This window comes from Paenibacillus sp. KS-LC4 (genome assembly GCF_036894955.1).
Classification (GTDB): Bacteria; Bacillota; Bacilli; order Paenibacillales; family Paenibacillaceae; genus Pristimantibacillus.
The window spans coordinates 1,879,466-1,901,546 of the sequence record NZ_CP145905.1; the positions used below are offsets into that span (position 1 = coordinate 1,879,466).

At 48.6% G+C, this 22,081-nt stretch carries 23 protein-coding genes; 20 read left to right on the forward strand and 3 right to left on the reverse strand.

Features of this window, described 5'->3' with window-relative positions; all coding sequences use genetic code 11:
• The first annotated feature begins 3 nt into the window (after positions 1 to 3).
• From mreC to V5J77_RS08105, 8 genes are all read left to right on the forward strand, one after another.
• Entirely contained in the window at positions 4 to 885 is an 882-nt protein-coding gene (gene mreC / locus V5J77_RS08070; protein WP_338555261.1) for a rod shape-determining protein MreC, read from the forward strand.
• Positions 882 to 1,415: a rod shape-determining protein MreD gene (gene mreD / locus V5J77_RS08075; RefSeq protein ID WP_338555262.1), complete on the forward strand. Its 534-nt coding sequence runs from the start codon at positions 882 to 884 to the stop codon at positions 1,413 to 1,415. Before mreC ends, mreD begins: the two co-directional genes overlap by 4 nt.
• Before the next feature lie 65 nt (positions 1,416 to 1,480).
• Positions 1,481 to 2,146: a septum site-determining protein MinC gene (locus tag V5J77_RS08080; RefSeq protein WP_338555263.1), complete on the forward strand. Its 666-nt coding sequence runs from the start codon at positions 1,481 to 1,483 to the stop codon at positions 2,144 to 2,146.
• Between the two features lie 3 nt (positions 2,147 to 2,149).
• Positions 2,150 to 2,941 carry a septum site-determining protein MinD gene (minD, locus tag V5J77_RS08085; protein WP_338555264.1) on the forward strand — a complete coding sequence of 264 codons (792 nt, stop codon included), beginning with the start codon at positions 2,150 to 2,152 and terminating at the stop codon, positions 2,939 to 2,941.
• 7 nt (positions 2,942 to 2,948) lie between these two features.
• Positions 2,949 to 4,094, forward strand: coding sequence for an FtsW/RodA/SpoVE family cell cycle protein (locus V5J77_RS08090; RefSeq protein WP_338555265.1), 1,146 nt, complete (start codon positions 2,949 to 2,951; stop codon positions 4,092 to 4,094).
• 165 nt (positions 4,095 to 4,259) lie between these two features.
• Complete coding sequence (locus V5J77_RS08095) at positions 4,260 to 5,198, forward strand: M23 family metallopeptidase (RefSeq protein ID WP_338555266.1); 939 nt, start codon at positions 4,260 to 4,262, stop codon at positions 5,196 to 5,198.
• Positions 5,191 to 6,072 carry a M50 family metallopeptidase gene (locus tag V5J77_RS08100; RefSeq protein WP_338555267.1) on the forward strand — a complete coding sequence of 294 codons (882 nt, stop codon included), beginning with the start codon at positions 5,191 to 5,193 and terminating at the stop codon, positions 6,070 to 6,072. The genes V5J77_RS08095 and V5J77_RS08100 overlap by 8 nt, the downstream gene beginning before the upstream one ends.
• A gap of 87 nt (positions 6,073 to 6,159) precedes the next feature.
• On the forward strand, positions 6,160 to 7,407 hold the full coding sequence (locus tag V5J77_RS08105) for an Rne/Rng family ribonuclease (RefSeq protein ID WP_338555268.1): 1,248 nt from the start codon (positions 6,160 to 6,162) through the stop codon (positions 7,405 to 7,407).
• A gap of 102 nt (positions 7,408 to 7,509) precedes the next feature.
• On the opposite strand, the gene V5J77_RS08110 is transcribed toward V5J77_RS08105, so the two are convergent.
• Together V5J77_RS08110 and V5J77_RS08115 are read right to left on the reverse strand one after the other, a co-directional pair.
• The gene (locus V5J77_RS08110) at positions 7,510 to 8,007 is read right to left on the reverse strand and encodes a GyrI-like domain-containing protein (protein WP_338555269.1); all 498 of its coding nucleotides are present in this window, start codon (positions 8,005 to 8,007) and stop codon (positions 7,510 to 7,512) included.
• 400 nt (positions 8,008 to 8,407) lie between these two features.
• Positions 8,408 to 9,622 carry an ISNCY family transposase gene (locus V5J77_RS08115; RefSeq protein ID WP_338555270.1) on the reverse strand — a complete coding sequence of 405 codons (1,215 nt, stop codon included), beginning with the start codon at positions 9,620 to 9,622 and terminating at the stop codon, positions 8,408 to 8,410.
• A 251-nt stretch (positions 9,623 to 9,873) separates the two neighbouring features.
• On the opposite strand from V5J77_RS08115, the gene rplU reads away from it, so the two are divergent.
• The 12 genes from rplU to V5J77_RS08175 all read left to right on the forward strand — a co-directional run bounded on the left by rplU (position 9,874) and on the right by V5J77_RS08175 (position 20,574).
• On the forward strand, positions 9,874 to 10,185 hold the full coding sequence (gene rplU / locus V5J77_RS08120) for a 50S ribosomal protein L21 (RefSeq protein WP_056039921.1): 312 nt from the start codon (positions 9,874 to 9,876) through the stop codon (positions 10,183 to 10,185).
• A 10-nt stretch (positions 10,186 to 10,195) separates the two neighbouring features.
• Complete coding sequence (locus V5J77_RS08125; RefSeq protein WP_338555271.1) at positions 10,196 to 10,531, forward strand: ribosomal-processing cysteine protease Prp; 336 nt, start codon at positions 10,196 to 10,198, stop codon at positions 10,529 to 10,531.
• A 14-nt stretch (positions 10,532 to 10,545) separates the two neighbouring features.
• Positions 10,546 to 10,857: a 50S ribosomal protein L27 gene (rpmA, locus tag V5J77_RS08130; RefSeq protein WP_046229372.1), complete on the forward strand. Its 312-nt coding sequence runs from the start codon at positions 10,546 to 10,548 to the stop codon at positions 10,855 to 10,857.
• Positions 10,858 to 10,983: 126 nt separating this feature from the next.
• Entirely contained in the window at positions 10,984 to 11,721 is a 738-nt protein-coding gene (locus tag V5J77_RS08135) for a Spo0B domain-containing protein (RefSeq protein ID WP_338555272.1), read from the forward strand.
• A 13-nt stretch (positions 11,722 to 11,734) separates the two neighbouring features.
• Positions 11,735 to 13,054 (forward strand): GTPase ObgE, encoded by a 1,320-nt coding sequence (obgE, locus tag V5J77_RS08140; protein WP_338555273.1) that lies wholly within the window; start codon positions 11,735 to 11,737, stop codon positions 13,052 to 13,054.
• Between the two features lie 266 nt (positions 13,055 to 13,320).
• Positions 13,321 to 13,851: a hypothetical protein gene (locus V5J77_RS08145; protein WP_338555275.1), complete on the forward strand. Its 531-nt coding sequence runs from the start codon at positions 13,321 to 13,323 to the stop codon at positions 13,849 to 13,851.
• 103 nt (positions 13,852 to 13,954) lie between these two features.
• Positions 13,955 to 14,512, forward strand: a complete 558-nt coding sequence (locus tag V5J77_RS08150; protein ID WP_338555276.1) for a hypothetical protein — start codon at positions 13,955 to 13,957, stop codon at positions 14,510 to 14,512.
• Positions 14,513 to 14,729: 217 nt separating this feature from the next.
• The gene (locus tag V5J77_RS08155; RefSeq protein ID WP_338555277.1) at positions 14,730 to 15,167 is read left to right on the forward strand and encodes an ACT domain-containing protein; all 438 of its coding nucleotides are present in this window, start codon (positions 14,730 to 14,732) and stop codon (positions 15,165 to 15,167) included.
• 46 nt (positions 15,168 to 15,213) lie between these two features.
• Entirely contained in the window at positions 15,214 to 16,500 is a 1,287-nt protein-coding gene (locus V5J77_RS08160) for a homoserine dehydrogenase (protein WP_338555278.1), read from the forward strand.
• 35 nt (positions 16,501 to 16,535) lie between these two features.
• Positions 16,536 to 17,513 carry a homoserine kinase gene (thrB, locus tag V5J77_RS08165; protein WP_338555279.1) on the forward strand — a complete coding sequence of 326 codons (978 nt, stop codon included), beginning with the start codon at positions 16,536 to 16,538 and terminating at the stop codon, positions 17,511 to 17,513.
• Positions 17,510 to 18,397 carry a prephenate dehydratase gene (gene pheA / locus V5J77_RS08170; RefSeq protein ID WP_338555280.1) on the forward strand — a complete coding sequence of 296 codons (888 nt, stop codon included), beginning with the start codon at positions 17,510 to 17,512 and terminating at the stop codon, positions 18,395 to 18,397. Before thrB ends, pheA begins: the two co-directional genes overlap by 4 nt.
• 284 nt (positions 18,398 to 18,681) lie before the next feature.
• A complete protein-coding gene (locus V5J77_RS08175; RefSeq protein WP_338555281.1) occupies positions 18,682 to 20,574 on the forward strand; it encodes a LysM peptidoglycan-binding domain-containing protein in 1,893 nt (630 codons plus the stop codon).
• Positions 20,575 to 20,914: 340 nt separating this feature from the next.
• Here V5J77_RS08175 and V5J77_RS08180 read toward each other — a convergent pair whose 3' ends face one another.
• The gene (locus V5J77_RS08180) at positions 20,915 to 21,946 is read right to left on the reverse strand and encodes a hypothetical protein (protein WP_338555282.1); all 1,032 of its coding nucleotides are present in this window, start codon (positions 21,944 to 21,946) and stop codon (positions 20,915 to 20,917) included.
• Between the last annotated feature and the right edge of the window lie 135 nt (positions 21,947 to 22,081).

The following is a 22,081-nucleotide window of genomic DNA, read 5'->3' on the forward strand; positions in this document are numbered from 1 at the left end:
CAGGTGATCGAGCTGTTTAAGCTGTTTAGAAATAAGCGCATGTTTATGCTTATGTTCGGGTTTATTCTGTTCATTGTGGTCATCGGCTTCTCGCTAAGTGACCGTAAGGAGCTGAGTATGCCGGAGAAATTTATCGGAGATTCAGTCGGATTCGTTCAGCAATGGTTTTATGTGCCCGCTGCTTCAATAGCGGGTTTCTTTGAGGATATTAGCAATCTCAGGGAGATTTATGAGGAGAATGAACAGCTTAGACTGACAGCAGCTGCCTATGCCCGCGACAAAATCGGCTATAACTTTCTGCAAGAAGATAATGAGCGCTTGCAGAAAGAGCTCAATTTCACAGAGCAGCAGAAAAAAATAAACAATTACAACTACCGCATTGCCCATGTCATTGCCGTTGACAATAATCCATACAGCAAGACGCTGGAAATCAATTTAGGCTCGCTGAATGGCATTAAGCAAAATATGGCGGTTACAACCATTGACGGCATTATCGGTATTGTCAGCCAGGTAAGGCCGAATACAGCAACGGTCATGCCGATTACGGAGCTAGATGAAAAGTCGCCTACTTCAAATGCGATTGCGGCGACTATTCTTGGCAAAAGCGACTCTTTCGGAGTGGTTACCAGCTACGATGATGAGACGCAGCGCTTGATTATGACGAGAATCGGGGAAAACGACAAAATGATCGTCGGTGATCTGGTCGTTACCTCAGGGAGCGACAGCGTCTACCCGCGCGGTCTTGTGATTGGAACGGTAGAGACAAAGGAAGTAGGCAATTTTGGCTTGACGTATACAGCTTCAATTGAGATGGCGGCAAATTTGAACCAGCTTAAAGAAGTGTTTGTCGTCGAGGTGTCTGCGTCGGAGGATGCGGGGAAATGAGTATGATGAGCACGAATCGGCTTATCCTGCTGTTGTTTTTGCTTTTTGTTATTGAAGGCAGCGTTATGCCTTGGATTATTCCGGTTGATTATGCGGGAAAAATTATACCGCATTTTAGCTTTGTTTTTGTATTATATGCTGCGCTGTATAGCGGTCGCCATCGGGCACTGATGTTTGGCATAGGTATTGGACTTATTCAGGATATCGTCTACTATGGTCATTTGCTCGGCGTACATACGTTCATGATGGGGCTAATCGGTTATTTTGCCGGACTTCTGTTCGATCGCCGCCGCAGCACGCTGCTTACTTGTCTGTCCGTCATTGGCTTTGCGTGTATTGCTTATGATTCAGCTGTTTATTTTATTTATTCGCTTTTTCGATTGACGGAGGAATCGTATGCTTTCGCGCTGCTGGATCATATTTTGCCTAGCTTATTTTTGCAGCTTGCCTTTGCTTTGGTTATTTATGTGCCCGTTCGCAAGCTGTATGAGCAGGATGCAAAGCTAAATCAGGATCAGGATGAGGAATAAATTGGTGGTTAAAGCAGGAATTCGATTGTTTCGAAAAGAATGCAATACGTTGGGGAGGGACAATCGTGGCCGAAAAGCAGCATATTATGATTAAAGGCGTCAAGGAAGGTCTCGTGTTCCTTCTCGACGATAGTTGTGAGCTTGATTTATTACTCGATGAGCTGCACTACAAGCTGGAGAAAACCCATCAGCAGCTGCTCACCGGCCCGCTCGTGCACGTCCATGTCAAGCTAGGCAGCAGACAGCTTGACGATGAGGATAAAGAACGGATTCGATCGGTTATTCGCACGCAGGGCAATCTGATTGTACAATCGGTAGAATCGGAGCCGCCGGCAGGCAGTCAGCCGCAGGCACCGCCACCCGGCATTCAGCTCCTTAGCGGAATTATCCGATCGGGTCAAACGATAGAGCGTGAAGGCGATTTGCTGCTGACGGGGGATGTGAACCCGGGAGGAACAATTATCAGCACCGGCGATATTTATGTGATGGGCGCGCTGCGTGGTGTCGCTCATGCTGGTGTTAGCGGAAGAACGGATGTTATTATTGCGGCCTCACTGATGCGGCCGACACAATTGCGCATAGCAGATATCATCAGCAGGCCGCCGGAGGAATGGATGTCGGGCGACCTTGCGATGGAGTTTGCTTTTTTGAATGAGGGAACGATGCAAATGGATAAAATTTCGCAATTATACCGTTTACGCAATAATCCGATTATGTTAAGAGGGGTGTAACTTATGGGAGAAGCGATTGTTGTCACATCTGGAAAAGGCGGCGTTGGCAAAACGACTACGACTGCGAATCTGGGAACGGCACTGGCTCTGCTTGGCAAGAAGGTATGTATGGTTGACACCGACATCGGACTGCGTAATTTGGATGTTGTTATGGGACTGGAAAATCGCATCATTTATGATCTAATAGATGTGGCAGAAGGTCGGTGCCGTTTGAATCAAGCGCTGATCAAGGATAAACGCTTTGACGAGCTGTATATGCTTCCAGCTGCCCAAACAAAGGACAAAAATGATGTATCGCCCGAACAAGTCAAAGACATGGTGCTGGAGCTGAAGAAGGAATTTGATTATGTCGTTATTGATTGCCCGGCCGGAATTGAACAGGGCTTCCGCAATGCGGTTGCGGGCGCGGATCGCGCTATCGTAATTACGACCCCAGAAAATGCGGCAGTCCGCGATGCGGATCGGGTAATTGGCCTGCTTGAGAAGGAGGGCATCGCTGCCAAAATCATCATTAACCGTATTCGTCAGAACATGGTGAAAAGCGGGGAAATGCTTGATATTGATGAAATTTGTCAGGTGCTCGCCGTTGATTTGCTCGGTATCGTGCCGGATGATGAGAAGGTTATTAAATCCGCGAATACAGGCGAGCCGACGGTGATGGACCCTTCGTCGCGGGCGGCGATTGCTTACCGCAACATTGCCCGCCGTATTTTGGGCGATATGGTTCCACTCATGCTGTTAGATGAGAAGGCAGGCGCCTTCAAACGGTTCCGCAAGTTTTTGGGAATAGGATGATTGCATTGTGCTGAATAAATTTAAAAAAATTGACTGGGGCATCGTTGCAATTCTAGTTTGTCTAATGGTTATTAGCTTGTTTGTAATATATAGTGCTACTTGGGACAATTCGCAATATGCTACATCAACTGAAAAAATGGCTATTTTTTATGGTGTTGGTTTTTTTATCACGATTTTTGCCGCTCTTTTTGATTACCGAATTTTGCTCAAAACCTGGCATATCTTATATGGCTTTGGCGTCGCTTTGCTGATCACCGTGTATTTTTTTGGATCTGTTATCAATGGAGCAAAAGGCTGGTTCAAACTCGGAAGCTTCTCTTTTCAACCGGCTGAAATCATGAAAATTTTTCTGATTATCGGGATTGCCTACATTATGGGACGAAGAAAAGGCGATAGATTAGGGTTTTCTCAAGATTTATTACCGATAGCGACTTTTTCCCTATTTCCGTTTGCGCTCGTCATGATGCAGCCTGATTTAGGAAATGCGATTATTTATCTCGTAATTGTGCTCGGAATGCTTTGGATTGGCAATGTTAAATATAAGCATGTTCTCTTAGGTCTTGCTGTTGTTGTTGGCGGTTTAATCCTGTTCATGACGCTGTTTAATATGTTCAATACGGAAATATATACTTATTTGAAAGAAAAAGAATTAACGCACTGGTACAATCGGATTAATACGTTCATGCATCCAGAGCAAGCCTCTGCTGATGCGAGCTATCAATCTCAAAATGCCAAAATAGCCATAGGCTCAGGCGGGCTTACGGGTGATGGTTATTTGCAGGGCGAGATGAAAAACGGGAAGTTCATCCCTTATCCGTACTCCGATTCCATATTTGCTGTTATTGGCGAGGAGTTTGGTTTTCAGGGTGCAGCCGTATTGTTGCTGCTGTATTTTCTACTCATTTACCGCATTATAATAATTGCCTTCAAATGTCATGATTTGCGCGCCGCCTATATGACAATAGGCATTGCCTCTATGTTCGTATTTCAGATTTTCCAAAACATTGGCATGATGATCGGCTTAATGCCGATTACCGGCATCACGCTACCATTCATCAGCTACGGCGGCACTTCACTGCTGCTCAATATGATATGTATCGGCATTGTAATGAGCATAAAGGCTCATCAGGAAGTTTATGAGCTGGCTGAATAATGGCTGAATAACCACATAGCTGCTTGGCAGGGCGCTGCAATTCTCTGGGAAGGGAAGGCAGCGTTCTTTTTCTTTTTGCCTGCTGAATTTGCATACTTGTCCGTTTTTCCTCATAAGGATGTAGAAGGAAACAAGCTCTCTGATAAGCGAGAGGGGGAGGAACGGATGATGGATACGAAGGAAGCGGTGCGAAGGCGCCGTGAAGAGAAAATTAGACGATTAATGGAGCAGCCCGTTCGGGATGGTTTCATGCAAGAGCAGCTTTCAAGAGCGGAATACAGCGTACCCGCTGCGCCTCCGCACTATCCGCCATTGGATGAGGAGGAGCGGGACCCCGAGAAATTGTGGAAGGAAAGCCCTAATCCTTGGGATGGGTGGACGCAGATACAGGATAATCAGCGAAGTCGGACGAGCCGCATGGATTATCGTTATGGACATTCGTCAGAAGAACCGCCGTATGCGGAACCGCCAAAAGGAGGACGACCACATCCCTTCCTTCGCGAGCTGCGCTGGAAAATAATTGCGGCTGCTGTATTGTTCGCTGGCATATGGGGTCTATACCAGATTGATGAGAAGTGGGCGATGGAGAGCCGGGCTTATGTAGCGCAGGCCCTACATGATGAGCTGGATTTTGCCAGTGCGGCAAAATGGTATAAGGAAACGTTTGCCGGAGCACCGACGTTTATTCCGATTTTTCAAGAGGCGCAGAAGGAGGCAACTGCTGCGGAAGGCGCAGTTAATCTGCCTATTGTTGCTCCGCTTGAGGGCGGTGCTATCGTACGTACCTTTGCCGAGCTGCTAAACGGTGTCGAGCTTGCGGGCTCATCGGAGGAAGCGGTAAATGCGGTAGAGACAGGCAGAGTGCTTGTTGTCTCGGAGCCATCGGATAATGGGGTAACCGTCGTCGTTCAGCATGCGGATGCTCGAGTCAGCGTATATGGCAAGCTAGGGTATGCAACAGTTGACGTGAATGATTGGGTGGAAGCGGGCGATCAGGTGGGGAGCCTGCGCAGGGCAAGCGGTGAGGAGCCGAGCCTGCTTTATTTTGCAATTAAGCAAAACGACCGTTATATTGATCCGGTAAGCGTGATCCCGCTTGGTTAAATGGAGGGGCATTCGCTGGTCGGTGCATCCGTTGTTTGTGCTGGTAATGGCGGCCTCTGTATTAACAGGTTATTTTATCGAGCTGTTCACCTTGTTTTTAATCGTAATTGTCCATGAGGCTGGGCATGTGCTGGTGGCGCGTTATTTTGGCTGGCATATTCGTGAGGTTAAGCTGCTGCCTTTCGGCGGTGTGGCTGAAGTGGAGGATGCAGGCAGCCTTCCCGCTGGTGAGGATGCGCTTGTTGCGATAGCCGGGCCGCTGCAAAATGTATGGATGGGACTAGCTGCTTGGGGCCTCGGCCAGCTCGGATTATGGGACCCCGAATGGTCGGCCTATGTCGTTCAGGCAAATATGATGATTGGCTTATTTAATTTATTGCCGATTTATCCGCTTGATGGCGGGAAGCTGCTGCAAGCGGCCCTTAGCTATAGCTTGAGCTTTTTTAGCGTCATGCGCTGGACGGCACGCATAAGCCTTGTGCTCAGCAGCTTCATGATCGTCGTTTCGCTGCTTGGGCTGCTGCGTCCCGGCGGCAATATTCAAATCAATCTGCTCATCATTGGAACTTTTCTGTTTATGACAAACTGGACCTATAATCGGAGCATCCCGTATTTATTCATTCGGTTTCTCATGCATCGCGACCAGGTCGCTATCCGCAAAATGGCGCAGGGTGTGCTTGCCAGCCCTATCGTGGTGGATGGCAGGCAATCTGCGGTATATGCTGTTCGTTTGCTTTGGCGCGAGCGGTATCACCTGTTTTATATTATGGAGCGAGGCTCCAGCATTGCCAAGGTAGCTCCAGAGAAGCGTGTTGTTGACCGTTATTTGCTTGAGCGGAATCCGAACCGCCCTGTTATTGAGCTTCTTCCTTAAAGGGACAAAAAAACAGATAAGGAACTCCCGCCGCGACTTGTGTTAATATAAAAGAAAACGTGAGAGCTGGCGGGTGATGTTTGAGAGATGAAGCAAATGTTAATGCACAGTGACGGAGAAATGCTTCAAACAGCTGTTTTGCAGGATGGCCGACTCATGGAATTTTTTATGGAACGGTCGGAGAAAAGCGGCCTCGTAGGCAACGTCTACAAAGGTCGTGTCATTAATGTGCTGCCTGGCATGCAGGCGGCGTTCGTAGATATTGGTCTAGGCAAAAATGCGTTTCTCTATATAGATGATTTATTGCATCCCAATCTGGAGAAGCAGCCGGAAATTAAGCCTTCAATTGAAGAGCTGGTGCGGCCAGGTCAAGAGCTGCTTGTACAGGTGATGAAGGAGCCGCTGGGCGGCAAAGGAGCAAGGGTGACGACCCACTTTACTTTGCCGGGGCGCTGGCTGGTGCTCATGCCGCAGGCTGGGTATGTAGGTGTCTCACGAAAAATCGCTGCCGAACGCGAGCGTGTGAGACTGCGCGATGTCGGCGAGCAGCTGCTTCAAGGCGAGGAAGGCATTATCCTCCGAACGGCTGCTTCAGGCGAGTCCGAGCAGTCGCTGGCTGCTGATGTTGCCCAGCTTCGCGCCAGCTGGGAGCGTATATTAAGCCAAGCCGCGGAGGCGAAAGCACCAGCAGGCCTGCATATGGAGGCGGGGCTGCTGCGGCGAATCGTCCGCGATACGATAGATATGAAAGTGGAAGAGGTATGGATTGATGATGCATCTCGCCTGCAAGAAGCAGCTGCGCTGTTGCGGGAAATGACGCCGCAGCTCGAAAAACGGCTCAAGCTGTATGACCCGGCTGCTCCGCGTTCTCTATTTGATGCGTTTGATGTCACTCGGCAGGTGCATGAAGCATTTCAACCGAATATTCGGCTGGCAAGCGGCGGCTCTCTAGTGTGGGGAGAGACGGAAGCTTTAACCGTTATTGACGTGAATACGGGAAAATTCACAGGTGCTACCAATTTAGAGGATACCGTGTTCCGTACGAATATGGAGGCAGCGGATGAAATTGCCCGGCTGCTGCGGCTGCGTGATGTGGGCGGCATTATTATTATTGATTTTATTGATATGGAAACTGAACCAAACCGCGAGCGGATTATGGCGCGACTGAATGAGTGGGCGAGGCTGGACCCGACAAAATGCTCGGTCGTTGGTTGGACAAGACTGGGTCTTATGGAAATGACCCGCAAAAAAGCGCGGGAGGGTGCTGCGGGCCAGCTAACAGAGCGCTGTCCATGCTGCGGAGGAAGCGGCAGGCAGGGGCAAGTTAAAGTCTAGCTATGCAAAAAGTGGGATAGCGTTTAGGTGCGCGACAAATAAAACGACCGATGAAGGGGAGCATATCACCTTCGTCGGTCGTTTTTACTTTGATTTGGCGAGCTAAACACCGGTTGCTGCTTTTTTCAAGATCGGAATCCATACTTCGGAGCGGTAATCCTCCGCACAAGTATCCCCTTCGTAATAAATCTCCAGCTCAGGTCCCCCAGCATGCTCATAGCCAGTGCTAGGAAACCATTCTTGGAAAATACGGCGAGATACATTTTGAATTGAGTCAGGCAACGGGCCGGTCGAGGTGAATATGGCCCACGTAGCTGCGGGCACGGTACGGACCGTATACTTCTCTTCCTTGTCAGCCACATTGGCAGCAACGGAGGTAGCAATCATATAGGTGAATGTTTCCTTATCGGGCTGGCCGTCAAGACAGACGCCAATAATGGCCCCATCCCCTTTGGCATAAAGCTCGGCGGGTGCTTCGCTTTGGTTAAATGCCTCCCACAGCTTAGGAATAACGATGAAATTTTGTCCGTCCTTACAGCTCACTTCATAGGACAAGCCTGCAATCTGAAAAGCCGCTTTTTCCTCAATACGATAGTCCATATCCTTGTCTCCCTTCAACGATAGCTGGAATGAAATGCGGGGAATGCTTTCAATGTAATGCCTGTTGCTCTCGCTTCCGAAGGCGAAAGGCCATGAATGCGGCGAAAGGCCTATCATTGTCGTATTCGGTTCTTTATGACTGGCCTTATTATACAAAATAAAAAAAATGGAGACAATGCAGTGCTGCTAGAGGGCATTCTATAGACAGTCATGTATAAAAGAGGTGTCAATCGTCTGTGAAAATGTCACCTTAACTGTGCTATGAAAATGTCACTTGTAAGCGTGGAGGCCGCCCTTACCAGGAGGCCTCTAAATAATCGTTGTGCTGCGAATTTATCTTGTCTTGGAACGTACTTGGTTTTGTGTTACGCTTAGTGATGTTGTTGTCATGCGTGGTTTTTCACGGATGATCGTTGGCGGGTTTGCGTGGCTGCGCAGAACTCGCCTTTTTCTTTTGCTCGGGCTTAGGCCGTTCTGTTTTCTTGAGCTGCAAAGCTTGTCCACGATGCCAAATGAACACGTCTCCTGAAAGCGTCTGGCGCACTTCAACGACTGATTTCGCGTCAAAACGCTGAGGTGAGGGTTCCGCGAAAGTGTAGACCGTACCCGCATAAGAAAGGGTATGGCCTGACCCCAACGTTCGAAGCTCGCGGATCGTAAAGATATGATCAAGTTGAACGTTATCGCGGAGCTTCATGTAGGCGGATTCGCTGGAACGCGGAGCAACGGCAAATTGCTTGTTATGCTTCGCGATGAGCCGTGGGAGCGCTACGTTTGCTTCTTCCATTGAGGTGATGCCAAGCAGCCGTAGCTCAATGACCAGACGATCCTGTAAGGTCAGCCAGAGGCGTTCAACACGGCCTTTCGCTTGTGGCGTGGTTGCTTTTATATGTTCAATATGTAGCTCAGCCATCGCCTTTCCAAAGTGAGAGAGAGGCTTTGTTTCGCCAGCAAGTTCCTGTTCGACGGTAAGCTTCTCATGGGGCGAGCGGAAGATCGTGTGTCTGTCGCTGTAAAGGCTAAGCGGGATGCCATATTTCTGGATACCCTGTTGCATCACAATCGAGTAACCCTCCCGACATTCGTTGGGGCGAAATACAGCGCCAACGACAGTGCCCGTAGCATCATCAATAGCCGCATGCAAGGAAAAGGCGGGAGTGTGCTCCTCCAACCATGCATAAGAGGTCGCGTCGATCTGCCAGAGCATGCCCGCTTGGGCTCTACGCTGACGAGGCTGGTGAGTCTTCGTCTGGCGTCTTTGCTTGGCTTGTTTGAGTCCTTTAGCGAGCAGAATACGTCTCACACTGGAACGGCTCAGTTCCATGTTCTCATGCTCTTGGAGCAACTCGGCAAAGTGGCAACTGTTGCTGCCCTGATATTTTGCTGTGTATAACTCGGCTGCTCGTTCTTTTATGTCTTCCTTTAATGCGTGTATCGGCTTCCTTCCCCGATTTTTATGGGCAATGCCTGATTCTCCTTCTGCTTTATATTTGTTCTTCAGTCGAATGATTTGTCTAACGGAAATTCCTAGCGTCAAAGCCCCCTCGCTGTTTGTCAGATGTCCATCCCCTATTTTCTGCACCACATGGATCTTCTTCAGTTCTTTTCTCGTCAATGTAATTGTCTCCTGTCCCATAGTGACATTATCTCAGAACAGTTATGGGGTGACATTATCACAGAAGAACAACAGTCATGTATAAAAGAGGTTGCTTGATTCGATTTTGTATGCTAAAATGTTCAAGTATGTCTGATTGTTATATACAGCGGACTTGCAGATACCGCTCCGATCGGGTACAAGCAATAGCAGCCTATGCTGCCATTCACCTGGATTAGGCGAGTCTTCGACAATAAGGAGGTGCACTCACAATGTTCGCAATTATCGAAACTGGCGGCAAGCAATACAAAGTTCAGGAAGGCGATGTGCTTTTCATCGAAAAACTGAACGCCAATGCAGGCGAAAGCGTAACGTTTGATCGCGTGTTGGCTGTATCCGGTGCAGACGGTCTTGTAACTGGTACTCCAGTTATTTCCGGCGCTACTGTTTCTGCTACTGTTGAAAAACAAGGCAGAGGCCAAAAGATCATCGTTTACAAATACAAAGCCAAAAAGAACTACCGTCGTAAGCAAGGTCATCGTCAACCGTACACAAAAGTAACGATCGGCAAAATCCAAGCATAAGAGGATTATTATGATCACGGTTACGATTGTACGAAATGCTGACAAGCGGATTACATCGTTTAAGATTAAAGGACATGCGAAGTATGCGAAGCTCGGCAAAGACATTGTTTGCGCTGGCGTGTCGGCTATTTCAGTCGGTACGGTCAACTCGGTTGAAGCTTTGGCAGATGTGAAGCTTCCTTATGTAATGGACAATGGGTGGCTATCATCGGATATTCCGGTTGTAGCTGATCAGGAAACCGATCATAAGGTGCAGCTGCTGCTGGAGTCGATGCTCGTGATGCTTGATACGATTGCACAGTCCTACGGAAAATATGTTGTGATTAAACAACAATCTCTTGAATAAGGGAGGGAAATCTCATGTTGAAACTGAATCTTCAGCTTTTCGCTTCGAAGAAAGGTGTAGGTTCCACAAAGAACGGACGTGACAGTCAATCGAAGCGTCTTGGCGCTAAACGTGCTGACGGTCAAACCGTATCTGCTGGAAGCATCTTGTTCCGTCAACGCGGAACAAAAATTCACCCAGGAACTAACGTAGGCATCGGCAAAGACGATACGCTTTATGCGAAAGTCGAAGGCGTTGTGAAGTTTGAGCGTTGGGGACGCGATCGCAAAAAAGTGAGCGTGTATCCAGTGGACCTGGCTCCAGTAGCCGCAGCAGTAGAAGCATAATAGCAGCAAATGCCCCGGCCTCGCGTGTAGGCCGGGGCATTTGCTGCTTAAGGACCTATCGGCTAATGCAGCGACATGTTATACTGAATTAGCTGGGAAACATGCGGAAGAAAGTGGGATCAATAAATGGATCGCATTAAATCGGCAAAGCACAACGCAGCTATTTCTATTATGCTTCCGATAGTGGCTATGCTTGTATGGCCTTCGTCAGTCTGGCTGCACGTGCTTGTCATGCTTTGGTTTACGGCTGCTGCAATCATCTGGATTCGCTCGGAGCGGCGTGAGCATGCAAAGCAGCTTGCGCTTACGATACACAGCCTTCAGGCCGCAGGGATGAGGACGCTAAACCATCATCGGCATGACTGGATGAACGACCTGCAAGTGATATATGGCTACACGCGGATGCAGAAGCCGGATAAAACGGTGGAGTATGTGGAGAAAATAAGGGCAAAGATGCTTACGGAGAGCCAAATTTCGAAGCTGGGGGAGCCAGCGCTCGTCAGCTACATTCAGGGCTTCCGTACACTGACAAGCTGCCTTGAGCTGAGGGTGGACATAGAGCAGGACTTGAATTTAAATGAGCTGCCGCTTGCCAGCCGTGAAATTGCCGAAGCGTTAATTGGCATAATAAATAGCTATCGTCTGGCGGTAAAGCCTGGTTTTGGCGAAGTCGCCGTGCTTACGCTAGTACTTGATTGGGACGGGCAGCAGCTTCATGCTGCTTTCGAACTTGAGGGCGAGCTATTGGATGAGCAACAATTGAAGGATCAAATAAAACAGCAGTTGAAAGGCGCGACTCTGCAGGCGGTCGATATTGAACATCCGCAGGAGGAAATACGGCTTAAGGCGGAAAAACGCGCTTGAACGGGGGCACAACATGTTTGTCGATAAAGCGAAAATATTTGTAAAAGGCGGCAACGGCGGCGACGGAATCGTTTCCTATCGCCGTGAGAAGTATGTACCGGAGGGCGGGCCTGCCGGTGGCGATGGCGGTAAAGGCGGAAATATCATTTTTCGTGTGGATGAGGGCTTGCGCACGCTGATGGATTTTCGCTATCAGAAGCACTTTAAAGGCGAGCGCGGCGAGCGCGGCAAAGTGAAAAGCATGCATGGTGCGAATGCGGAGGATATGATTGTACGCATTCCTCCCGGCACGATCATTATTGACGATGACTCACAAGAAATTATTGCTGACATGACACGTCATGGGCAGGAAATTATAGTAGCAAAGGGCGGACGCGGCGGACGCGGCAATACGCGGTTCGCAACGATTAACAACCCTGCTCCGGATATTGCCGAGACTGGTGAAGAAGGTCAAGAGCGTTGGATTGTGCTTGAGCTTAAGGTAATGGCAGATGTAGGTCTTGTCGGATTCCCAAGCGTAGGCAAGTCTACTCTGCTGTCGGTCGTTTCCGGGGCCAAGCCGAAAATTGGCGCCTATCATTTTACAACGTTAACGCCGAATTTAGGGGTTGTAGATGTTGGCGATGACCGCAGCTTCGTAATGGCGGATTTACCGGGATTAATCGAGGGCGCGCATGAGGGCGTTGGTCTGGGACATGAATTTTTACGCCATGTTGAGCGGACACGCGTTATCATCCACGTGCTGGATATGTCCGGCTCTGAGGGGCGCGATCCCTTCGAGGATTGGCTGCAAATTAATGAGGAGCTAGTGCTTTACAATGAGAAGCTAGCTGATCGTCCACAAATTATTGCGGCTAATAAGATGGATATGCCGGAAGCAGCAGAGCATTTGGAGAGGTTTAAGCAGCAGCTCGAGGAAGTGCGTGGCGAGAAGGAATACCTCATTGTGCCGATGTCTTCTTTAACGAAGCAGGGTGTACAGGAGCTACTGTACAAGGCGATGGATACGCTGGAGTCGGTACCGGATGATCTGGAAATTGAAGAAGTGAAGGATGTTACGGAGCGCAAAGTGTTTACGTTCGAGAAACGTGAAGAATCCAGCTATACGATTCGCAAGGAGAACGAACTGTATGTTGTCGAAAGCGAAAGCATCGAGAAATATTTGAAGCGTATGAAGGTTACTTCGTATGACTCGGTCATGCGCTTTGCCCAAATTATGCGGAAAATGGGCGTTGATGCCGCGCTTCGCAAGCACGGCGCTAAAGATGGCGATACGGTGCAAATTGGCGATTTCACCTTTGAATTTTTCGAAGGCAGCGACTATATGGCTTAATCAAATATGCAGCACAGGGAGACGGCGCAAGCCGTCTTTTTTGATGTGCTCAACCAGCCCTATTTTCACAAAATAGCACTAAGGCTGTTACAATCTGCTGAAAATGGTGTAATAGCTATACAGAGCAGCTTATTGATTCGGCTTAGTTAAGGGATGTACAAGTGGAGATATGGATTAGGAGGTATGCTGAATCAGGAGCGAGCATGGCTTAGGCAGCAGGAATAGCGAGGCTATGGAAAAATGTACGTGAAAGGATGTTTAACGTAATGAGAAGAAGCAAGGTACTCTCCTTAATTACGATGGTGAGTATTTCTGTGTGGCTCGGTGCTTGCAGCGACGATACAGGGGATGGAGTCAGTGGCGCTCCAGCAGCGGTGGACCGGACATGGCCTGAGCAGGCAGCGGCGGGTCAGCACGAGAGACAGGCAGAACCGAAGCAAACTGAGGCGCCAGATGGTGGTGAACCGCCCGCGGCACTTGCAAGACCAGCGGATCTGCCAAACGATTTTCCGATTCCCGATGACGCTTTTATTATGACCTCCTCCAATTCGGTAAATGAGGGCAAAAAAGTGATATTGCTCAATTTTACGACAAAAAAGTCGATGGATGAGCTTGCTGATTTATATCAGGCCTATACAATAGATAAAAAGCTGGAAAGCGGCAGCGTAACGTATGCGGATTCAAAGCTGATGATTGAGGGCTCGCTTGATAAAACGCATTCGATTTGGCTGCTGGGCACCACACTTTCAGAAGCGGGCGTTTCACAAATTACAGTAACCTGGTCGGAAAATGGATAAGTGTTTAGTTGCAATTATTAAACTGGAAGCAGCCCTGCTAGAAGCTTCCTTGCATGAGCTGCTGTGATAATGATTTTTACTTTGAGCGAGAGGATGTTCATTCATGAAAAAAAATAAATGGTTTTCTTTATTATCAGTCGTTATTATAGCGGGTGTCGTGAGCGCTTGCGGCAATAATGCCGCGAACGGTACAAATACAGCTCCTCAGGAAACAGCGAGTGCAGCTCCAGATAATGTAGCGGAAAGCATAAGCCCTGGAGTGGAAGCGACGCCAAGCGATGCTGCTGCATCCTCCCCATCTCCTTCGGATGGGGGTAAAGGCGGAGGAGAATCGTCTGAAAGCGTGAGACCCGGCTACTTGCCCGCCGATTTCCCGATTCCCGATGATGCGGTCGTTATAAATTCGACAGAAAATATGGATGAAGGTAAAAAATCCGTTTTGCTTGTTTTCAAGACGAAGGAAAGCTTTGACAAGCTGAGCCAAATGTATAAAGATTATGTAAATGAAAAGCAGCTGAAGGACGGCGCCCAGACGATAGATGATAAAAATATTGTCATTCAGGGAACGATTTCCGGCTCCGAATTTATATCAATTATTGGCGGCAAGCTGGCCTCTGAGGAAGGCGTTTCCGAGCTGACTGTCACTTGGGCAGAGCAGTAGGCTGCACAGTGCGCGCGGCAGGCGCTCGCCGTAATAACCACAAGGTAAGGATGAAATTGATTTCGTTCCCTGCGAAGCTTAACTTTGCGGGGGACGTTTTTTTTGAGGATGATTCAAGATAATAAGCGGATTATCATTTTAACCTATTGCCCCGGCTCTATGATTCCGCTATAATGTCCTTTATAGAAGAACAAATGTCTTTTTAGGGGGGACGGAAGTGACGCAGCGATATTTTGCTGTACGGGAGGATATGCTGCCGGAAGCCATTCTCAAGACATTGCAGGTGAAGGAGATGCTTGCCAGAGGCGAAGCGGCAACGGTGCATGAGGCGGCCGAGAAGGCGAACCTGAGCAGGAGCGCTTTTTACAGGTATAAAGATGGCGTTTATGCGATGCATCAAATTAACCGTGAGCGGCTAGTAACCATATCCATGGAGCTGGAGCATCGGTCGGGCGTGCTGTCCAAGGTGCTGTCGCTCGTGGCGGCGCATGAAGGCAATGTGCTGACGATCAACCAAAGCATTCCCCTGCAAGGGCTTGCCCATGTGGTCATTTCAGTTGACGTTTCCCAGCTGAGCGGGGATTTGGACTCTTTAATGGATGTTATTCGCAGCCAGCAGGGCGTGCGTAAAGCCGCCGTAATCGGGCAAGGCTGATGAAATAGAACGTTATTTAAATTGAAGTATAAATGGAGGGACTCATATGAAACCAATTAAAGTAGGCTTGCTAGGGCTTGGAACAGTAGGAACAGGTGTCGTCCGCATCGTGGAAGGACATCAGGAGGATCTGCAAAGCCAGACCGGTTCTGCCATCGAAATTGCGAAGGTGCTCGTCAGCAACAAAAACAAAGCGCGCGATATTTCAATCGATCCATCCAAGCTGACAGAGGACCCGTGGGAAATTATCCATAATCCCGACATTGATGTAATCGTCGAAGTCATGGGCGGTATTGAACAGACGAAGTCCTATATTATTGAAGCCTTATCGCGCGGCAAGCACGTCGTGACTGCCAATAAAGATTTGATGGCGCTTCATGGCACGGAAATTATGGCAGTTGCTCAGGAGCATGGCTGCGATGTGCTTTATGAGGCGAGCGTAGCTGGCGGCATTCCGATTATCCGTACTTTGATCGAAGGCTTCTCCTCCGACCGGATTACTAAAATTATGGGTATCGTGAACGGCACGACGAACTATATTTTGACGAAAATGAGCCAGGAAGGTGCTTCGTACTCCGATGTGCTTAAGGAAGCTCAAGCACTCGGCTATGCGGAGTCCGATCCGACCTCTGACGTTGAGGGACTGGATGCTGCGCGGAAAATGACGATTTTGGCGACGCTTGGCTTCCGTGCCAAAGTGGCCTTGGATGATGTATCCGTTCAAGGAATTTCATCGGTCAGCCGTGAAGACATCCAATACGCGAAGCGTCTTGGGTATGAGCTTAAGCTGCTTGGCATCGCAGAGCGTCAAGATGATGAGTTCAGCATTAGCGTACAGCCAACGATGGTGAAGCAAACACATCCTATCGCGTCGGTAAATGGCGTATTTAACGCCGTATATGTACATGGCGAAGCAGTTGGAGAAACGATGTTTTACGGCCCGGGCGCTGGCGGCATGCCTACGGCTACCTCGATTGTTGCCGATCTCGTGGCGGTTGTGAAGAACTTGAAGCTTGGCGTTAACGGCAAGCAAGGCGTTATGACATATAAGGAGAAGAAGCTCAAAACCGATGAGCAAATTTCCTCAAAATATTTCCTGCTCCTCCATGTAGCGGATCGCGCAGGCGTGCTTGCCCGTATTACGCAAGTATTTGCGGACTTTGAGGTGAGCCTTGAATCGGTGCTGCAGCAGCCGAACCCCGTCAATCCTGAAGCGGAAATTATCGTCATTACGCATGATGCGAATAAAGCAGCGATACAGAAGGTGCTGCAAACCTTTGAAGAGCTGGATGTTATCCGCAAGGTGAAAAGCGTGTATCGCGTTGAAGGTTAGGCCAACACTAGCAATCAAAGGAGCTTTATAACGTTATGAATAACCGTCGTGTAATCGTAAAGGTGCCTGCGAGCACCGCTAATCTGGGTCCAGGCTTCGATACGCTGGGCATGGCGCTATCCCTTTATGCCTGGGTTGAAATGTCAGTTGCCGAGCGTACGGTGCTGCGTCTATACGGAGGCGAAATGGCAGGCATTCCTGAGGATAAGTCAAACTTGATCTATAAAGTGGCGCAGCTGGTATTCAAGGAAGCGGGTGTACAGGTACCAGAGCTTGACATTGCGATGTACAGCGATATTCCGCTTACACGCGGACTTGGCAGCAGTGCTTCGGCAATTGTGGGTGCGCTGGTTGCCGCCAATGCGTTAATCGGCAGTCCGCTGTCTGATGAGAAGCTGTTTCAGATGGCGACAGCGCTGGAGGGTCACCCGGACAATGTGGGCGCGTCGCTGTTTGGTGGCATTGTCGTGTCCGCTTGGGATGGAGAGCGAGCAGATTATGTCCGTCTGGCGCCGCATGAGAAGCTGGAGGCGCTCGTTGCAATTCCCGCATTCCAGCTGTCTACAGAGAAGGCGCGTCATGCGCTGCCGAAACAAATCAGCATGCAGGATGCGGTATTCAATGTGAGCCGCAGCTCGCTGCTCGTTGCGGCGCTTGCCAGCGGCGAGCTGGCACTCATCCGCCATGCGATGCGGGATCGCCTGCATCAGCCATACCGGGCAGCGCTTATTCCTGGCATGGCGGAAATTTTGGCCAAAGCGGCCGATTATGGCGCGCTGGGAGCAGCTTTAAGCGGCGCTGGCCCGACGCTGATTGCTTTTGTAGAGTCGGACAGCCCTCGCAAGCAGGAGCTTGAGCATTTTCTGCTCGGAACGCTGAAGCAGGAAGGCATTGAAGCGCAGACGCTATGGCTGAAGCCGTGTGCGGAAGGCCCGATAATAACTATAGAGCAGGCAGAGGCTGGCATAGAATCGCTGGGCTTGCTTGAGCGGATTAGAGGAGAGGCCGTATGAGTACAACTAAATCGGTTGCTTTACTGCCAGCGGGCTCTGTATCAGACGAAGCAGCACGGCAATTGTTTGCTGGAGAAGAAGTAACGTGGAAGCATCATCGACTCATTGCTGATGTGTTTCTGTCGACGGTAAAAGGGGAAAGCGGTTATAGCATTATTCCGATTGAGAACACCATTGAAGGCTCGGTTAGTCTGCATATGGACTGGATGGTTCATGAGGTGGACTTGCCGATTCAGGCCGAATGGGTGTATCCTTCCATTCAAAATTTAATCGGCAGGCGTTCAGAGCTGACGAATGAGGATGGCGCAGTAGATTATTCTCGTGTTAAAAAGGTGATCAGCCACCCGGTGGCAATGGCGCAGTGCTTGCAGTTTCTTAGAAGCGAAATTCCACATGCTGAGACCGAGCATGTCGGAAGCACATCTGAAGCGGTGCGTATCGTACGGGACAATCCGGGAGCAGGCTGGCTGGCGATTGGGACTTCAAGAGCGGCAGTCAACAATGAGCTCGATATTTTACAAGCGAGCATTACCGACCACAGCAACAACTATACGCGATTTTTACTCGTGGGCGAGCAGCCTTATACGGCGCGGCAGTCGGATTTCAAGAAGACAAGTATTTTGGTGAATTTGCCCGATGACTATCCAGGTGCTTTGCATCAGGTGCTGTCAGCTTTCGCATGGCGCCGCATCAATCTGTCGCGTATTGAATCGCGTCCGACGAAGAAAAAGCTGGGTAATTCCTATTTTTATATCGACATTGAGATGTCGCTTGATACGGTGCTGCTGCCGGCAGCCATTTCTGAAATTGAAGCTATCGGTTGTCAGGTACGCGTGCTCGGCTGTTATCCAAGCTTTACATATGAGCAGCTTCAGCAGTCGTAATGATAACAGCCCCAAGTAACAGATAGGGGAAAGCGGGGCAAGTTACCGCAGCATTTCTTAGCTGTAAGGATAGAGTAAATAGATAAATTAGGCTTAGGCAATTGATTTTTGCAAATAGCGAGACGCACGGCTTCTGGGAGGCTGGCTGCGGCTCGCTATTTTTTTTACAAAGTTGGGGACACCTGCCCATGTGCTGCATAGGATATAAAGATTGATAGCAAGCAAATTTGCACGGCAGTAGTTATGCTTGTTATTTAAAGAAGGTGACAGGAGGTTGTCGGGAAGTGAAAATTTATGTGGTGAAGAAAGGCGATTCCCTCTACTTAATCGGTCAGAAGCATCATGTTACGGTTGAGGAGATTTTGAAGCTTAATCCTTCCATTACGAATCCAGACGTCATTGAGGTGGGCATGAAAATTAAAATCCCATCCTCATCCCATGGAACTGGTGGAATGGACATTATGCACCAATATGTGGTGAAGCAGGGGGATACGCTGTGGAAGCTGTCCAAGGCATGGGGAGTTCCGCTCGCCGATATGATCAAGGCGAATCCTCAACTTAAAAATCCTAATGTGCTGATGACAGGCGAAATTGTCAATGTGCCTAAAGCGGGCCATATGACGACTACACCAACTACAGGCGCGGTGACTACAGGCTCTGGTACTACGGGAACAGGGACGACTGCAGCAGGAACCGGCGGTCATACAGGGCATCATGCGCTGCATCCGCTGTCGGTCATGCAAGGGGTGCAGCAATGGGTTGGCGGCAAAAAACCGACAGGGCAAATACCTGGTAAAGCACCGACAGCGCCAGTAACCACAAAAACGCCAACTGCACCTATTGCGAAGACGCCAACTGCGCCAATAACGAAGACGCCTACCGCTCCGATTGTGACACCAGCCGCTCCGATTGTAACGCCTACAATACCGGAGGCAGCGCCAGCGCCACAGCCTAAACCGCTGCCAATTGAGAAGCCAGTGGAGAAAAAGACGTACCCGGTTTATTCTCATCATCAGCAAAGCGTGGACTTGTTTATGCAATATGGCACGCCTGCAGTAGAGGCCTCATCGACTTACCCGACCACGACGACTGTATCTCCTGCTGCAACTGCTCCCGCTTGGCCGCAATACGGCGGCTACGGCATGCCTGCGATGGTATCACCTGCCCAAACAGGCGGTTACGGTCAATGGGAGCAGCCAACGATGGTTAGCCCTGCGAGCCAGGGAGGAGGCTATAATCCATGTCCTCCAGGCATGTATCCGATAGGAGGTATCGGCGCCGGTGGCTACGGTTATGGCGGAATGGTATCGCCGGCAGAAACGCAGAGCTATGGTTATGGCGGGATGGTATCACCTGCGGAGACGCAAGGTTACGGCGGAATGGTGTCACCAGCAGAAACACAGGGCTACAGTTATAGTGGAGCCGTATCGCCAGCAAGCACGCAAGGTTATGGCGGAATGGTATCGCCAGCAGAAACGCAGGGCTACGGCTATGGTGGAGCCGTATCGCCAGCAAGCATGCAAGGCTACGGCGGAATGGTGTCGCCGACAGAAACGCAGGGCTACGGCTATGGTGGAGCCGTATCGCCAACAAGCACGCAAGGTTATGGCGGAATGGTATCGCCAGCAGAAACGCAGGGCTACGGCTATGGTGGAGCCGTATCGCCAACAAGCACGCAAGGTTATGGCGGAATGGTATCGCCAGCAGAAACGCAGGGCTACGGCTATGGTGGAGCCGTATCACCAGCAAGCACGCAAGGCTACGGAGGAATGGTATCGCCGACAGAAATGCAGGGCTACGGTTATAGCGGAGCCGTATCGCCAGCAAGCACGCAAGGCTACGGAGGAATGGTGTCGCCGACAGAAACGCAGGGCTACGGCTATGGCGGAGCTGTATCGCCAATTGGCAATAACTGCAATGGCTACCCTGTTTCAGCGTTCCCGCCGTATGGATATTATCCTATGCAAACCGCTGGAGTTGAGACACAAAAGCCATGCAATTGCGGCTGCAAGGATAAGCGCGAAGAAGCTGAGGAAGTAAAAGAGGTAACGACAATCAATGTGAAAAACGGCAAAAACAATACGCAGCGCAAATCCAATAAAAAAGCGGTTATTCGCACCGTAGCTCCTCGCTCGAGAACGAGCAAGCAAAACAGCAGCCCTTGGATTAGCCGTTAAAAAACGTAGCGAGTGAGTTTCCTTGTTAAAGCTTTTAACGGCAGACAAATAATAAGACCACTATCCAACAAGCTGTCTTCGGTAACGAGCCGAAGACAGCTTGTTTCATTTATTTGTTTCATTTATTTAATTCATTTATTTATTTAATACTGTTATTAATTCTGCTATATATAATCATGTTCATGAAGCAGATGCTATAATCAAGTCATTAGAAAGCTCGAACCAAGCAAATGGCGGCATTCTATTTGAACAACTGACAGAAGCTTCATAGACTTGGAGGTTAGCATGGTTGCAATGAATAATAGAAGCCATGCAGTCACCATAAACGGTATGGCTTCTATTAACGCTCCTCCAACTGTTCTACAACCTCCCGCAGTAAAACCATTTCCGTCTCCTTTAATTTTTGCAATTGCTCCACTTGCTTGTACAAAGCCTCCGGGCTTCGAGTAAGCCAATATTTTAAAATGGAATTTCTTACAGCAAGCACATCCGCTTCCAGCTTTCTCCATCTGTTCAAAATTTGATTATCATCAAGCAAATGCTTGTTATTAATCATGTAGTCTAATCGCATAGTCATACATTTCTTGTGGTCATAAAGCAGGTGAAACGATCGAATATCAAATACAACCTCCTCTTGAGCCAAATATTTCAAATAATCGGAGGCTTTGTCGTATACATTAATGCCGAAGGTCAGCCCAGGTGTGCCTAAAGCTTCGTTGTAATATTCATCCGTATGCGCCCTGGATAAGAGATAGGCTTTCATCGTATTTTTCACGTATTTTAGAGAAAAGGTATAGTTGTTATTTTCGAGAGGCTTCAATAAATAAAGATGCTGTTTAAAATCATGGGCTTCAATTTCCAATAAATGAAACGCTCTGCTAAAAGCCTCGTAATCACAGGTGATATTCGTTGAATATTTGCCGTTGGCATTATTGTCGCAGAAATACAGCTTTTTATTGACATCATCATACCCATTTATCATGACTTCATGCGGGGATTTCAAAGAAAATTCATATTCTTTTATATAAAAACGTTCGATCATAACGATCACATAGTAGCCGCCGTCAATGGATGCTTTAATAAAATCAAACAGGTCATTATTCAAAATAGTCGAGCTTGTCCTGTCTATCGCTAACCGCTGAAATTCAATAAAAGGGCAGTCATAAAATTCAACCATTTTATCTCTATAATAACCATTATAAAAAAAGGTGTATAATTGGTTTGGATCGGGAATGTCGAATAAATTAATATAATTATTTATAAACCACATTTTTTTTGAATCTACGCGAGATATAATCGAATAAAAATCACTGTAAAACCAATAGGAATCAATAATTTGCTTTACTTCGACTGGAAGGATTTTCACCGGCAATGTGATCATTCCTTTTCTATTTGATTGAGTATCTATTGAACTGACTTAATAAATAAGCTCATCATGTGTGAAGTGTTTTCAATATATCATTACTGGAAAAGATATGAAAGTAATATATTGAGCATATTTTTTTGC